The organism is Streptomyces sp. HB132 (genome assembly GCF_016909575.1).
Taxonomy (GTDB): domain Bacteria; phylum Actinomycetota; class Actinomycetes; order Streptomycetales; family Streptomycetaceae; genus Streptomyces.
The window spans coordinates 96,367-110,103 of sequence record NZ_JAFBGA010000015.1 but is presented as its reverse complement, the minus strand read 5'-3'; the positions used below and the strand labels follow the sequence as shown (position 1 = coordinate 110,103).

Here is a 13,737-nt window from a genome sequence, read left to right as displayed (position 1 = left end):
CGAGCCGGCCCGTCACGAGCCGGGGCCGGGGGCGCCTGGCACCGCCCTCGGCACGCCCCGCGCCACGGGCTCGTAGAATCGTCACCACCATGGCCTACCTCGACCACGCCGCGACCACCCCGATGCTGCCGGAGGCGATCGCGGCGATGACCGCGCAGCTCGCCGTCACCGGCAACGCGTCCTCATTGCACGCCGCCGGGCGCAGGGCCCGCCGTACCGTCGAGGAGTCCAGAGAGACCCTCGCCGACGCCCTCGGCGCACGCCCCAGCGAGGTGGTCCTGACCTCCGGCGGCACCGAGGCCGACAACCTCGCCGTGAAGGGCCTCTACTGGGCCCGCCGCGACGCCGACCCCCGGCGCACCCGGGTCCTCGCCAGCCCTGTGGAGCACCACGCCGTCCTCGACGCCGTGGACTGGCTCGCCGAGCACGAGGGCGCCACCGTCGAGTACCTCCCGGTCGACACGTACGGACGTGTGCACCCACAGGCGCTGCGCGAGGCGCTCGCCCGCGACCCCGACGACGTCGCCCTGGTCACCGTGATGTGGGCCAACAACGAGATCGGCACGATCATGCCGATACGTGAACTGGCCGAGGTGGCGAGCGAGTTCGGCGTCCCCATGCACGCCGACGCGGTGCAGGCGTTCGGGCAGCTGGAGGTCGACTTCGCCCGTTCCGGGCTGGCCGCCATGACGGTCAGCGCGCACAAGATCGGCGGCCCGTTCGGCATCGGCGCGTTGCTGCTCGGCCGTGACCAGACCCCCGTACCCGTGCTGCACGGCGGCGGCCAGGAGCGCCATGTTCGCTCCGGCACGCTCGACGTACCCGCCGTGGCCGCGTTCGCCGTGGCCGGTCGGCACGCCGCCGACAGCCGCGCCGACTTCGCCCGTGGGATCGGCGCGCTCCGGGACGAACTGGCCGCCGCCGTGCTGAAGGCCGTCCCCGACGCCGTTCTCGGCGGCGACCCGGCCCCCGGCGGGCGGCTGCCCGCCAACGCCCACTTCACCTTCCCGGGCTGCGAGGGCGATTCCCTCCTGCTGCTGCTCGACGCCCAGGGCATCGAATGCTCCACGGGATCGGCGTGCACCGCCGGCATCGCGCAGCCCAGCCACGTACTGCTGGCCACCGGCACCGACCCCGCTCTGGCGCGGGGCACGCTGCGCTTCTCGCTCGGCCACACCTCGACCGGTAGGGACGTCGAAGAGCTCGCCCGGGCGATCGGACCCGCCGTCGAGCGGGCCAGGACGGCGGGGCTCAGCTAGCCTGCGTCCCCGCTGTGGACGCCGCGCGGACCAGCTTCATGTAGCGGGTCCAGTCCCAGTGCGGTCCGGGGTCGGTGTGGTCCGTGCCGGGCACCTCGACGTGCCCGATGACGTGCTCACGGTCCACAGGGATCCCGTACCGCTCGCATATCGCCGCGGTCAGCCGGGCGGAGGACTCGTACATCTCCGCCGTGAAGTCCTGCGGGCGGTCCACGAAGCCCTCGTGCTCGATGCCGACGCTGCGCTCGTTGAACGAGCGGTTGCCCGCGTGGTAGGCGACGTCGAGCTCCCGGATCATCTGCGTCACCCGGCCGTTCTGTCCGACGATGTAGTGCGTCGCCGCCTGGTGCGCCGGGTCCTGGAAGACCTTGACCGCGCTGGCGTAACTGCCCTGGGTGACGTGGATGATCACCCGGTCCACGCCGTAGTCGTCGGGACGGTCGGCCCGCCGCCAGTTCCCCTCGGAGGCCGCGATCCAGCGCGCCGGGGTGTAGTCCAGCTCACCTTCCTTGCGGGGCTTCTCCACGCCCGGCACCCGCCACCAGAGGCGCCTGACCTCGTCCACCGACAGAGCGGCCGTGCCCGCCGCGGCGACCCCGCCGCCGATCAGCAGTGTGCGCCGACTGATGCCCTGGCCAGGGCTTTTCCCCGGCGACCCGGCACTCCTGTTGTTCCCCATGTGCTGCTCAACGCTTATCCGCGAGCATTCGGTTCCCGGCGCCCCGTACTCTGGATGAGCTATGACTCAGACCTCCCAGCGCCCCCTCCGTGTGCTCGCCGCCATGTCCGGCGGAGTCGACTCCGCCGTCGCGGCGGCACGAGCCGCCGAGGCAGGCCACGACGTGACCGGTGTCCACCTCGCCCTCTCCGCGAACCCGCAGTCCTTCCGTACGGGCGCGCGCGGCTGTTGCACCATCGAGGACTCCCGGGACGCCCGCCGCGCGGCGGACGTCATCGGCATCCCTTTCTACGTCTGGGACCTGGCGGAACGCTTCCGCGAGGACGTCGTGGACGACTTCGTCGCGGAGTACGAGGCCGGACGCACGCCCAACCCCTGCCTGCGCTGCAACGAGAAGATCAAGTTCGCCGCGCTGCTCGACAAGGCGCTGGCCCTCGGCTTCGACGCGGTCTGCACCGGCCACTACGCCACGGTCGTACTCAAGGACGACGGCACGCGGGAGATGCACCGCGCCTCGGACATGGCCAAGGACCAGAGCTACGTCCTCGGCGTCCTGGACGAGAAGCAGCTCGCCCACGCGATGTTCCCGCTCGGTGACACCCTCACCACCAAGGACGAGATCCGGGCCGAGGCCGAGCGCCGGGGCCTGGCCGTCGCCAAGAAGCCCGACAGCCACGACATCTGCTTCATCGCCGACGGCGACACCCAGGGCTTCCTGGCCGGCCGCCTCGGCGGCCCGGCCGAGGGCGACATCCTCGACGAGTCGGGGTCCAAGGTCGGCACCCACGAGGGCGCGTTCGGCTTCACCATCGGCCAGCGCAAGGGCCTGCGCATCGGCCACCCCGCCCCCGACGGCAAGCCGCGCTACGTCCTGGACATCTCCCCGGTGAACAACACGGTGACGGTCGGCCCGGCCGAGGCCCTGGACGTCACGGCCCTGACGGCGATCAAGCCCCGCTGGTGCGGTACCGCCCCGTCCGGGCCCGGGACGTACACCGCGCAGCTCCGCGCCCACGGCGGCGAGACCGAGGTGACGGCCGAGCTGACCGACGGCACCCTGACCGTCACCTTCGCCGAACCGGTCCGGGGCGTGGCCCCCGGCCAGGCGGTCGTGCTGTACGACGGGACGCGGGTGGTCGGCTCGGCCACCATCGCGACCACGGTGCGGCGGGAGAGGGCTTCGGCGGCCGGCTGAGGAAAGCCTGGCCGGCCGGGTCGCTCCCCTGCGACGACCCGGCCGAGTCACATGCCCCGCCGGGAGACGCCCCGCGAGGACGTCCCGTCAGGACGCCGCCCGCAGGAAGGAGCAGCTCCTGGCGAAGAACTCCGCCAGGACAGGCGCGATCGCCTGGGGCGCCACGTCACGGGTCTGGCCGGTCAGCGTGCGGTGCCGTGCCCGGGGGAGCGCCGCCGCGAGGGTCAGGGCCGTCTCCCGGGCCGACGCGGTGCTGAAGCCCCCGGTCGCCACCAGCGTGCGCGCGGAGACGGACGCGAACCTGGCCGCGGGCACCGAGCCGTCCCCCAGCAGGGCGTCGTCGTACGCGAGGGTGTGTGCCACCGCTTCGAGACCGGCCCAGAGCGGGGCCCGGCGCATGCGGGCGATCGTCTCCTCCGCGACTCCGGTCCCGGTCAGGTACAGCTCGACGGCGCCACCGCGGTCACCGCTCGCCAGCAGCCGGTGCAGCAGCGCCGTACAGCGGGACTTGTACAGCAGACCGGCGGCACCCGGGGTGTACGGCGGCTCGTAGACCGCGAGCAGATCCACGGGCAGTCCCGCGGCCGCCGCCTCGAGGGCCAGGGCCCCGCCCGACAGCATCCCGAACAGCGAGACGCGCTCGCCCGCCGCGGCCGCGACCGCCGCGAGGTCCTCGATCTCGCGGCGGAGGGTGTACGGGCCGCCGTCGCCGCTCGCTCCGCGCCCCCGGCGGTCGTAGGTGACGACCGTGAACCGCGGGGCCAGGAGAGCGGCCAGCGACGCCCCGTCGGTTGCGGTGCTCAGTGCCCCGCCGACGAGGATCACCGGCGGCCCGTCGCCGTGGCGGCGGTACGCGATCGACGTACCGTCACCGGAGAGAATCTTGTCCATGCGAGGGTGGACTGCCGCGCACCGCGGAACTCATCGCCGCCGCGGAGAAAAATTCCTGACGCTCATCCGGAGGCGACCTCCGTGGCGTAGAAACAGAAGTGCCCCCGGATCGCAGCGACTTCTTCCTTGGGCTCCGGATAGGCCCAGACGAGGTCCGCCGCACCGGGCAGGGACCAGTACGACGCGTCCCCCTTGAAGGGACAGTGCGTCCGGGTGTCCGAGGGTGTCAGCAGCTCGGTACGGACGTCCTCGGGCGGCAGGTAGTAGCGGTCCGGACAGCCCGTCTCGCGCAGCACGAGCGGGCGGCGGCTCTCGGCGAGCACCTGCCCGTCGTGCACCGCGCGCACGTGGGTGGCGGACGGTTCGACGGTGACGGTGTGTCCTGTGATGGAGGCCATACCGGGTTCAGCCCCGTGGAACGCGGGTTTCTTCCCGTACCGGTTTCTCCCCGCACTAGAGAGCGGTCGTACGGTGTTCGCATGAACATCTGTGTCTTCCTCTCCGCAGCCGACCTCGACGACCGCTACACCGTGCCCGCCCGCGAGTTCGCGGAGCTGCTGGGCAGGGGTGGACACACCCTGGTCTGGGGCGGGTCGGAGAGCGGGCTGATGAAGGTCGTCGCCGACGGGGTCCAGGAGTCCGGCGGCCGGCTCGTCGGGGTGTCGGTGGACTTCCTGGCGGCCAAGGCGCGGACGAACGCCGACGAGATGGTGATCGCCAAGGACCTGGCCGAGCGCAAGGCGCTGCTCCTGGAGAAGTCCGACGCCATCGTGATCATGGTCGGCGGCACGGGGACCCTCGACGAGGCCACGGAGATCCTGGAGCTGAAGAAGCACGGCAAGCACACCAAGCCGGTCGTCCTGCTGAACACGGCGGGGTTCTACGACGGCCTGCGCCAGCAGTTCCAGCGCATGGAGGACGAGGGCTTCCTGCCGCTGCCCCTCACCGAGCTCGTCTTCTTCGCCAAGGACGGCGTCGGCGCGCTGGCCTACCTGGAGGAGTCGGCAGGCCTGCTCTGATGCGGACACGCCCTGGTGCGAGCATGGGGGCATGCCTACTCATCTCATCACCGGCGCCGGTTCCGGCATCGGCGCCGCCGTCGCCCGCCGTCTCCTGGAACGCGGCGACGAACTCGTGCTGCTGGCCCGGGACGCCGGACGCGCCAAGGAACTCGCCGCCCTCCACCCCGGGGCCCGCACGCTCGTCGGCGACCTCGGCAATCCCGACCGTCTCTCCTGGGCGTTCGGCCACCAGCCGATGCCCGAGCGCCTCGACTCGCTGCTGCACGTCGCGGGCGTCGTCGAGCTCGGCAAGATCGGCGATCTGACCCCCAAGGCCTGGCACCACCAGCTCAACACCAATCTGGTCTCCCCGGCCGAGCTGACGCGTCTGATGCTGCCGCAGCTCCGCGTCGCGCAGGGCCACGTCGTCCTCGTGAACTCCGGGGCGGGACTCGCGGCCCACGCCGAGTGGGGCGCGTACGCCGCGAGCAAGCACGGGCTCAAGGCCCTCGCCGACTCACTGCGCCATGAGGAGCACGGCAACGGCGTCAGGGTCACCTCCGTCTACCCGGGCCGCACCGCCAGCCCCATGCAGGCCAAGGTCCACCAGCAGGAGGGCAAGGAGTACGACGCCTCGCGCTGGATCGACCCGGAGTCGGTGGCCACCACGATCCTGCTGGCGCTCGATCTGCCGCGCGACGCGGAGATCAACGACCTGACGGTCCGCCCCGGCCGCTGAGAGCCCGCCGCAGGGGCCCGTAGGCTTTCCGCGTGAGTGAGAAGAGCGGGTTCAGCCAGAGTGCAGCCACCGGGATCGGGTCCATGCCGGGGGGAGACGCCCGGGAAGCGGCCAGGACCGTCACCGGATCCTTCGCAGACGGGCAGGGCATGCCGCATCTGGCGGAACTGCCCGCGCGGGGCCCCGGCGCGGACATGATCGGGCGGACCGTCGGCATGCTCGTCGAGATGTACGGTCACGTCGAGCCCAGCGGCTGGCGGATCAGTGACCGCCCCGGCCGCGACACCCGCCGCGCCCGCTCCTGGCTCGGCGAGGACCTCGACGCCCTGGAGGAGTTCACCCAGGGATACGAAGGGCTGCTCAAGGTCCAGGCCGTCGGTCCCTGGACCCTTGCAGCGGGACTGGAACTGCGGGGCGGCGAGGCCATGCTCGGCGACCCCGGGGCCTGCCGCGACCTGGCGGGCTCGCTGGCCGAGGGGCTGCGCTCCCACCTCTCGGAGGTACGGCGCCGGATCCCCGGCGCCGAGGTCGTGCTCCAGCTCGACGAGCCCTCCCTGACCGCAGTACTGCAGGGGCGGATCAGGTCGGCGAGCGGCTACCGCACCTACCGCGCCGTGGACCGTCAGGTCGTCGAGGGGACGCTGCGCGACCTGCTGGCGGTGAACGGTGAGAGCCCGGCCGTCGTCCACTCCTGCGCCCCCGAGGTGCCCTTCGCGCTGCTGCGCCGTGCCGGGGTGGACGGGGTCTCCTTCGACTTCTCCCTGCTCACCGAGCGTGAGGAGGAGGCGATCGGTGAGGCCGTGGAAGGCGGCACCCAGCTCCTCCTCGGCATGATCCCCGGTCTCGACGCCGCCTCGGCCGCATTGTCGGACCCGGGCGGTAGCGTCAAGGAGGTCAGGACGTTGTGGAGCAGGCTGGGGCTGAATCCGGGGACTCTGAGCGAGTCCGTCGTGATCACCCCCTCCTGTGGGCTGGCGGGAGCGTCACCCGCGTACGCGCGCGCCGCGCTCGCCCACTGCGCCCGGGCCGCGAGGTCGCTCGCGGACAACCCTGAGTAACGGGCCGAAGAGTCAACGGGGCAACGGAGGAACACGCGATGGCCGGCGAACAGCAGGCGCAGCAGCTGACCGGTGTGCCGGCGGAGGTGCGGGAGGAGCACGCACTGCTCGCCGAGCAGATCGAGGAGCACCGCTTCCGGTATTACGTGAAGGACCAGCCGGTCGTCGACGACGCCGAGTTCGACCGGCAGATGCGTGCGCTGGAGGCCATCGAGGGCGAGCACCCCGAGTTGCGCACACCGGACTCGCCGACCCAGAAGGTCGCGGGTCCGTACACCACGGAATTCACCTCCGCCGAGCACCGCGAGCGTCTGCTCTCCCTGGACAACGCCTTCGACGACGCCGAACTCGCGTCCTGGGCCGAGCGCGTGGCCAAGGACGTGGGCGGCGGCGGATACCACTTCCTGTGTGAACTCAAGGTCGACGGCCTCGCGGTCAACCTCACCTACGAGCACGGCAGGCTGACCCGCGCGGCGACCCGCGGCGACGGGCGCACGGGGGAGGACATCACCCCGAACGTCCGCACGATCGCCGACATCCCGCTCCGTCTCAAGGGCGAGCGCGTCCCCGCGCTCGTCGAGATCCGCGGCGAGGTCTTCTTCCCCATGGAAGCGTTCGAGGGGCTCAACGCCCGGCTGGTCGAGGCCGGCGACAAGCCCTTCGCCAACCCGCGCAACGCGGCGGCCGGCTCGCTGCGCCAGAAGGATCCCAAGGTCACCGCCACCCGTCCCCTCCACATGGTGGTGCACGGCATCGGCGCGCGTGAGGGTTTCGACATCGACCGGCTCTCCCAGGCGTACGACCTGCTGAGGAAATGGGGCCTGCCGACCGCCAAGCACAACAAGGTGGTCGAATCCCTGGACGAGGTGCGGGAGTTCATCGCCTACTTCGGTGAGAACCGCCAGTCCGTCGAGCACGAGATCGACGGCGTCGTCATCAAGCTCGACGAGATCCCCCTCCAGGGCAGGCTGGGGGCCACCTCGCGCGCACCACGCTGGGCGATCGCCTGGAAGTACGCGCCGCAGGAGGTCAACACCAAGCTGGTCAACATCCGCGTCGGCGTGGGACGCACCGGCCGGGTCACGCCGTACGCCCAGGTCCAGCCGGTCGAGGTGGCGGGATCGGAGGTCGAGTTCGCCACCCTGCACAACCAGAACGTGGTGAAGGCCAAGGGCGTCCTCATCGGCGACACGGTGGTGCTCCGCAAGGCGGGTGACGTCATCCCGGAGATCCTCGGGCCTGTCGTCGACCTGCGGGACGGCAGTGAGCGCGCGTTCGTCATGCCGTCCGAGTGCCCCGAGTGCGGGACGCCGCTGCGCCCCATGAAGGAGGCCGACATCGACCTCCGCTGCCCCAACGCCCGCTCGTGTCCCGCCCAGTTGAGGGAGCGCCTCGCCTATCTCGCGGGCCGTAAGTGCCTGGACATCGACCACTTCGGCTACGTGGCCGCCGCAGCCCTGACCAAGCCGCTGGAGCCCGCCGAGCCGCCGCTGCTCGACGAGGGGGACCTCTTCGGGCTGACGGTGGAACAACTGCTGCCGATCCGGGCGTACGTCCTGGACGCGGACAGCGGACTGCCCAAGCGCGATCCGAAGACCGGCGAGGAGAAGATCGCCACCGTATTCGCCAACCAGCAGGGCGAGCCGAAGAAGAACGCCCTCGGCATGCTGGAGGGCATCGCGGCGGCCAGACAGGCCCCGCTCGCCCGGATCCTCACCGGGCTCTCGATCCGGCACGTGGGGCCGGTGGCCGCCGTCGAGCTGGCCCGGCAGTTCCGGTCCGTCGACCGTATCGACGAGGCGTCCGAGGCGGAGCTCGCCGCGGCGGACGGGGTGGGCCCGATCATCGCCGCCTCGGTCAAGCAGTGGTTCGCCGAGGACTGGCACCGCGAGATCCTGCGCAAATGGCGGGAGGCGGGGGTCCGCATGGAGGACGAGGGCGCGGGTGAGGACGAGGGGCCGCGGCCGCTGGAGGGACTCACGGTCGTCGTCACCGGCACGCTGACCGCCCACACCAGGGACGGCGCCAAGGACGCGCTCCAGAGCCGTGGCGCGAAGGTCACCGGCTCCGTCTCGAAGAAGACCTCCTTCGTGGTGGTGGGCGACAACCCGGGGTCGAAGTACGACAAGGCGATGCAGCTGAAGGTGCCCGTCCTCGACGAGGACGGCTTCGCCGTGCTCCTCGGGCAGGGGCCCGACGCGGCCCGGGAGGCCGCCGTCCCCGCCGAGGCATGATCGAGGCGTGATCGAGGCGCGATCGAGACACCGGTCACGCGTGGGGACAGGTCCCAGCGGGGATCAAGTGGACGGTGCGGAGGAGCGGGAGCGGAGCCGAGGGGCCCGGCTCGGCCCGCCCGTATCACCCGACCGGCGCATATCAGACAGTGAGGGGTGTCAGGACCGCATTCGGGCAAGACCTGCAGAGCGCTGCCCGCGAGGGCCGTCGTCGGCCTACTGTTGAACGAGCACCTGTCGTGCTTGGCCGCGTCGTGGGATTCGGGCCGTGGTGGCATGGGAGCGGGGGCCACCGTGGGACATCGGCACCGCCGGCTGTGAGAGGGACGGAATGGAACCGACCGAGAGCGCGGTACCGGTGTCGCGGCTGCAAGGTTTCGTGGGCCTCACGTCCAAAGTGGGCGCCGTCGTCGTGGCGGTCGCCGCCGTGCAGCTGCTGACCGGGTTCTACCTGACGGTCCACGACGGCCGGGCGCTCTTCCCCGCGGGCACCGCCGGCTGGTCGCTCGCCCTGCTCACCGGAATCGTCGTGGGCCACCTGGTCGCCCTCGGGCACGACCGCTGGTGGGGCGGCACCGGCTCCGGGGCCGCACTCACCCTCGCCGTTCTGCTGCTCTACGGCTGGGTGGCCGCCGGGCTGGTCAGCCTCGTCGTGGTGGTGCTCGTCGGTACGGCCAGGCGGCATCGCTGGTGGCAGGGGCTGCTGCACGGGGCGGTGGACATACTCGGCATCGGGGCGGCCGCGCTCGTCCTGGCCGCCTTAGGAGAAGTGCCGAGTGTCGAGGCACCCTGGCGGCCACTCGACTGGGGCATCGACGCCGTGCCGACCGTGCTGCTCGCCGCGGGCACGTATCTACTCCTCACCCGCGCCCTGTTGTGGTGCGCACGGGCGTCCCAGAGCGGCGGGTTGCCGACGGTCGCCCGCACCGCACTACTGCGCCAGGGCCTCGTCGTGGTCGCACTGCTCGGGATCGCCCCGCTGATCTGCGTGGTGGCGTTCGCCAGACCCGTGCTGCTGCCGCTCTTCGCCGTCCCGCTGATCGCCCTGGACTCCACGCTCTGGATCGCCCGCGCACGGGCCGAGGAGCAGCTGAGGGATCCGCTCACCGGCCTGCCCAACCGCCAGTGGCTCCTGGAACGGACATGGGCGGCGCTGGAGGAGTCCGACGGCACCGGCGCCAGATCCGCGCTCGTCCTCATCGACCTCGACCGCTTCCGGGCCGTCAACGACACCCTCGGCCATCTCGCCGGGGACCGGCTCCTGCTCCAGATAGCGGAGCGGCTGCGCCTCGCACTGCCACGCGGTGCGGAAGCCGCGCGGCTCGGCGGGGACGAGTTCGCCGTCCTGCTGCCGGCGGCCGGCTCGGCCACCAGCGCCCAGCGCGTCGCCCGTCACCTCGTCGCCGAGCTCTCCTCGCCCCTCGACCTGGACGGGCTCACGCTGGTGCTGGAGGCGAGCGCCGGTGTCGCCGTCCACCCCGACCACGCACTGGACGCCGAGGGGCTGCTCAGGCGGGCCGACGTGGCCATGTACCAGGCCAAGCGGGACCGTACGGGCGTCGAGGTGTACGAGTCCAAGCGCGACAGCAACACCCCGGACCGGCTGGGTCTGCTGGGCGACCTGCGGCGCGCCCTGGACGCCCACGAGGTCGAACTCCACTACCAGCCCAAGGTCCTCTTCGACGGCCAGGTGGCCGGGCTGGAGGCACTCGTGCGCTGGGTGCACCCGGAGCGCGGCCGGGTTCCCCCGGACGAGTTCATCGCGATCGCTGAGTCCTCCGGGCTGATGCCCCACCTCACGGAGTACGTGCTGGAGACCGCGCTGGCCCAGGTGGCCCGCTGGCGGGCCCAGGGGCTGTTCGTCCCCGTGGCGGTCAACGTCTCGCCGCGCGACGTCCACACCCCCGGCTTCGCCGGCAGTGTCGCCGCACGGCTCGCCCGGCACGGGGTCCCCGCCGGTGCGCTGCAACTGGAGATAACCGAGCACGTGCTGCTGGAGGACCCCCAGCGGGCCGCCGACACCCTGGCGGGGCTGACCGGGCACGGCGTCAAGATGTCCCTCGACGACTTCGGCACCGGCTACTCCTCCCTCGTCCATCTGCGGAAGCTGCCGGTCAGCGAACTCAAGATCGACCGTTCCTTCGTCGCACGGCTGGCCGTGGACCACGAGGACGCCGAGATCGTCCGCTGCACCATCGACCTGGCCCACTCGCTCGGCCTGGTCGTCGTCGCCGAGGGTGTCGAGGACGACGAGACCTGGGAGCGGCTGCGGGACCTGCACTGCGACGCGGTGCAGGGGTGGCTCGTCGCCGCTGCGATGCCGCCCCAGGAGACGACCGCCTGGCTGCGGGCGCGGGGCGAGCACGGGTGGCGGCGGCCGGCGGAGCGCGGGGCCGCGGCCGCCCCGGCGGTGGGGCCCGAGCCCGCGCCCAGGTCTGCGGGGCACGCGCTGAATCCTGGTCCGGCCACCGCCTGAGCTCCGGCCTAGGTCCGGCACGGCGCGGTGAACGGCCACCCGGCGGCCGTTTTGTCCTCTATCGACGGCCAGGCACCGTCCGCCCGCCGCGGACGCCCTCGGCGACCCCATAGGATTGGGCCAAAACCACACACCAACCCCTGAGGATCGCTGCATGCCTGGCATCACGCGCGAGGAGGTCGCCCACCTCGCCCGGCTGGCGCGTCTGGAGCTGAAGGGCGAAGAGCTAGAGCACTTCGCCGGTCAGCTCGACGACATCATCGGCGCCGTCGCCCGCGTCTCCGAGGTCGCCGACCAAGACGTACCGCCGACCTCCCACCCGCTGCCGCTGACCAACGTCATGCGGGCGGACGAGGTCCGTCCGTCGCTCACCCCCGAGCAGGCGCTCTCCGGCGCCCCGGCCCAGGAGCAGCAGCGTTTCAAGGTGCCGCAGATCCTGGGGGAGGACTAACAGTCATGACGGACATCAGCACCATCATCAAGCTCACCGCGGCCCAGATCGCCGCGAAGATCGCCTCCGGCGAGCTGACGGCCGTCGAGGTCACCGAGGCCCACCTGGCCCGGATCGACGCCATCGACGAGAAGGTCCACGCCTTCCTGCACATCGACCGTGAGGGTGCGCTCGCGCAGGCCCGCGCCGTCGACGCCAAGCGCGAGGCGGGCGAGAAGCTCGGCCCGCTGGCCGGCGTCCCGCTCGCGCTCAAGGACATCTTCACCACGCAGGACATGCCGACCACCGTCGGCTCGAAGATCCTCGAGGGCTGGGTCCCGCCGTACGACGCGACCCTCACGAAGAAGCTGAAGGCGGCCGACGTCGTCATCCTCGGCAAGACCAACATGGACGAGTTCGCCATGGGGTCCTCCACCGAGAACAGCGCCTACGGCCCGACCGGCAACCCCTGGGACCTCACCCGTATCCCGGGCGGTTCCGGCGGCGGCTCCTCCGCCGCACTGGCCTCCTTCGAGGCGCCGCTCGCCATCGGCACGGACACCGGCGGCTCCATCCGCCAGCCCGCGGCCGTCACCGGCACCGTCGGCGTCAAGCCCACCTACGGCGGTGTCTCCCGATACGGCATGGTCGCCTTCTCGTCCTCGCTGGACCAGGGCGGCCCCTGTGCCCGTACGGTCCTGGACGCGGCGCTGCTGCACGAGGTCATCGGCGGACACGACCCGCTCGACTCGACGTCCATCGACGCACCGGTCCCGCCGGTCGTCGAGGCCGCGCGCAACGGCTCCGTACAGGACATGCGCGTCGGTGTGGTCAAGCAGTTCTCCGGCGAGGGCTACCAGGCCGGGGTCGTCCAGCGGTTCAACGAGTCGGTCGAGCTGCTGAAGTCCCTCGGCGCCACGGTCGTCGAGCTGGACTGCCCCTCCTTCGACCTCGCTCTCTCGGCGTACTACCTGATCGCGCCCTCCGAGTGCTCCTCGAACCTGGCGCGCTTCGACGCCATGCGCTACGGCCTGCGGGTCGGCGACGACGGCACGCGGTCCGCCGAGGACGTCACCGCGCTGACCCGCGAGGCCGGTTTCGGCGACGAGGTCAAGCGCCGCATCATCCTCGGCACGTACGCGCTGAGCTCCGGCTACTACGACGCGTACTACGGCTCGGCACAGAAGGTCCGCACCCTCATCACCCAGGACTTCGAGAAGGCGTTCGAGCAGGTGGACGTCATCGTCTCGCCGACGACGCCCACCACCGCCTTCCCGATCGGCGAGCGTGCCGACGACCCGATGGCGATGTACCTCGCGGACCTGTGCACCATTCCGACCAACCTGGCCGGCAACTCCGCCATGTCGCTGCCCTGCGGCCTGGCACCGGAGGACGGCCTGCCGGTCGGACTGCAGATCATCGCCCCTGCCATGAAGGACGACCGGCTGTACAAGGTCGGAGCCGCCGTCGAGGCCGCTTTCGTGGAAAAGTGGGGGCACCCGCTGCTTGAGGAGGCTCCGTCACTGTGAGTGCCATGGCAAAGAAGGCCAAGAACTTCAAGAAGTCCAAGTCCGGCGTGTACGTGTCGCTGGGCAGCACCGCCTTCGGCGCGCTCAGCGTCGTCAAGCAGGCGAGGATGGCCCGCCAGGACAACGACACGCTGCGGCTCATCGACGCCGCCGTATCCGCCGCCGCGATCGTGACCGGACTCGCGATCCTCTACCGCGAGCTCAAGCGTCTCGGCGACGACGACGTCCTGCTGGGCTGAGAGGGAA

The 13,737-nt window shown here is 71.6% G+C and carries 13 protein-coding genes; 10 read left to right on the top strand and 3 right to left on the bottom strand.

Annotated features, from left to right (window positions below; genetic code table 11):
- Positions 1-89 precede the first annotated feature (89 nt).
- Positions 90-1,259 carry a cysteine desulfurase family protein gene (locus tag JOC24_RS26795; protein ID WP_205022964.1) on the top strand — a complete coding sequence of 390 codons (1,170 nt, stop codon included), beginning with the start codon at positions 90-92 and terminating at the stop codon, positions 1,257-1,259.
- Here JOC24_RS26795 and JOC24_RS26790 read toward each other — a convergent pair.
- Entirely contained in the window at positions 1,252-1,938 is a 687-nt protein-coding gene (locus tag JOC24_RS26790; protein ID WP_205022963.1) for an N-acetylmuramoyl-L-alanine amidase, read from the bottom strand. The two genes, JOC24_RS26795 and JOC24_RS26790, sit on opposite strands and share 8 nt — an antisense overlap.
- Before the next feature lie 61 nt (positions 1,939-1,999).
- Here JOC24_RS26790 and mnmA point away from each other — a divergent pair, with 61 nt between their 5' ends.
- On the top strand, positions 2,000-3,133 hold the full coding sequence (mnmA, locus tag JOC24_RS26785) for a tRNA 2-thiouridine(34) synthase MnmA (RefSeq protein WP_205022962.1): 1,134 nt from the start codon (positions 2,000-2,002) through the stop codon (positions 3,131-3,133).
- Positions 3,134-3,220: 87 nt separating this feature from the next.
- On the opposite strand, the gene JOC24_RS26780 is transcribed toward mnmA, so the two are convergent.
- Positions 3,221-4,024, bottom strand: a complete 804-nt coding sequence (locus JOC24_RS26780) for an alpha/beta fold hydrolase (RefSeq protein WP_205022961.1) — start codon at positions 4,022-4,024, stop codon at positions 3,221-3,223.
- Positions 4,025-4,086: 62 nt separating this feature from the next.
- Complete coding sequence (locus JOC24_RS26775; RefSeq protein WP_205022960.1) at positions 4,087-4,422, bottom strand: DUF427 domain-containing protein; 336 nt, start codon at positions 4,420-4,422, stop codon at positions 4,087-4,089.
- An 81-nt stretch (positions 4,423-4,503) separates the two neighbouring features.
- Here JOC24_RS26775 and JOC24_RS26770 point away from each other — a divergent pair, with 81 nt between their 5' ends.
- The 8 genes from JOC24_RS26770 (at position 4,504) to JOC24_RS26735 (ending at position 13,730) form a co-directional block, all read left to right on the top strand.
- Positions 4,504-5,043: an LOG family protein gene (locus JOC24_RS26770; RefSeq protein ID WP_014153940.1), complete on the top strand. Its 540-nt coding sequence runs from the start codon at positions 4,504-4,506 to the stop codon at positions 5,041-5,043.
- A 31-nt stretch (positions 5,044-5,074) separates the two neighbouring features.
- On the top strand, positions 5,075-5,764 hold the full coding sequence (locus tag JOC24_RS26765; protein ID WP_205022959.1) for an SDR family oxidoreductase: 690 nt from the start codon (positions 5,075-5,077) through the stop codon (positions 5,762-5,764).
- Positions 5,765-5,796: 32 nt separating this feature from the next.
- Entirely contained in the window at positions 5,797-6,822 is a 1,026-nt protein-coding gene (locus JOC24_RS26760) for a methionine synthase (protein ID WP_205022958.1), read from the top strand.
- Positions 6,823-6,860: 38 nt separating this feature from the next.
- On the top strand, positions 6,861-9,056 hold the full coding sequence (ligA, locus tag JOC24_RS26755) for an NAD-dependent DNA ligase LigA (protein WP_205022957.1): 2,196 nt from the start codon (positions 6,861-6,863) through the stop codon (positions 9,054-9,056).
- A 331-nt stretch (positions 9,057-9,387) separates the two neighbouring features.
- Complete coding sequence (locus JOC24_RS26750; RefSeq protein ID WP_205022956.1) at positions 9,388-11,532, top strand: putative bifunctional diguanylate cyclase/phosphodiesterase; 2,145 nt, start codon at positions 9,388-9,390, stop codon at positions 11,530-11,532.
- Positions 11,533-11,686: 154 nt separating this feature from the next.
- On the top strand, positions 11,687-11,983 hold the full coding sequence (gatC, locus tag JOC24_RS26745; RefSeq protein ID WP_014153935.1) for an Asp-tRNA(Asn)/Glu-tRNA(Gln) amidotransferase subunit GatC: 297 nt from the start codon (positions 11,687-11,689) through the stop codon (positions 11,981-11,983).
- A gap of 5 nt (positions 11,984-11,988) precedes the next feature.
- Positions 11,989-13,491, top strand: a complete 1,503-nt coding sequence (gene gatA / locus JOC24_RS26740) for an Asp-tRNA(Asn)/Glu-tRNA(Gln) amidotransferase subunit GatA (protein WP_205022955.1) — start codon at positions 11,989-11,991, stop codon at positions 13,489-13,491.
- 5 nt (positions 13,492-13,496) lie between these two features.
- On the top strand, positions 13,497-13,730 hold the full coding sequence (locus JOC24_RS26735; protein ID WP_205023014.1) for a hypothetical protein: 234 nt from the start codon (positions 13,497-13,499) through the stop codon (positions 13,728-13,730).
- The last annotated feature ends 7 nt before the right edge of the window (positions 13,731-13,737 follow it).

Coding starts and splice junctions, on each gene's coding strand:
- JOC24_RS26795 (WP_205022964.1), top strand. CDS start 90: ATGGCCTACCTCGACCACGCCGCGACCACCCCGATGCTGCCGGAGGCG.
- JOC24_RS26790 (WP_205022963.1), bottom strand. CDS start 1,938: ATGGGGAACAACAGGAGTGCCGGGTCGCCGGGGAAAAGCCCTGGCCAG.
- mnmA (WP_205022962.1), top strand. CDS start 2,000: ATGACTCAGACCTCCCAGCGCCCCCTCCGTGTGCTCGCCGCCATGTCC.
- JOC24_RS26780 (WP_205022961.1), bottom strand. CDS start 4,024: ATGGACAAGATTCTCTCCGGTGACGGTACGTCGATCGCGTACCGCCGC.
- JOC24_RS26775 (WP_205022960.1), bottom strand. CDS start 4,422: ATGGCCTCCATCACAGGACACACCGTCACCGTCGAACCGTCCGCCACC.
- JOC24_RS26770 (WP_014153940.1), top strand. CDS start 4,504: ATGAACATCTGTGTCTTCCTCTCCGCAGCCGACCTCGACGACCGCTAC.
- JOC24_RS26765 (WP_205022959.1), top strand. CDS start 5,075: ATGCCTACTCATCTCATCACCGGCGCCGGTTCCGGCATCGGCGCCGCC.
- ligA (WP_205022957.1), top strand. CDS start 6,861: ATGGCCGGCGAACAGCAGGCGCAGCAGCTGACCGGTGTGCCGGCGGAG.
- JOC24_RS26750 (WP_205022956.1), top strand. CDS start 9,388: ATGGAACCGACCGAGAGCGCGGTACCGGTGTCGCGGCTGCAAGGTTTC.
- gatC (WP_014153935.1), top strand. CDS start 11,687: ATGCCTGGCATCACGCGCGAGGAGGTCGCCCACCTCGCCCGGCTGGCG.
- gatA (WP_205022955.1), top strand. CDS start 11,989: ATGACGGACATCAGCACCATCATCAAGCTCACCGCGGCCCAGATCGCC.
- JOC24_RS26735 (WP_205023014.1), top strand. CDS start 13,497: ATGGCAAAGAAGGCCAAGAACTTCAAGAAGTCCAAGTCCGGCGTGTAC.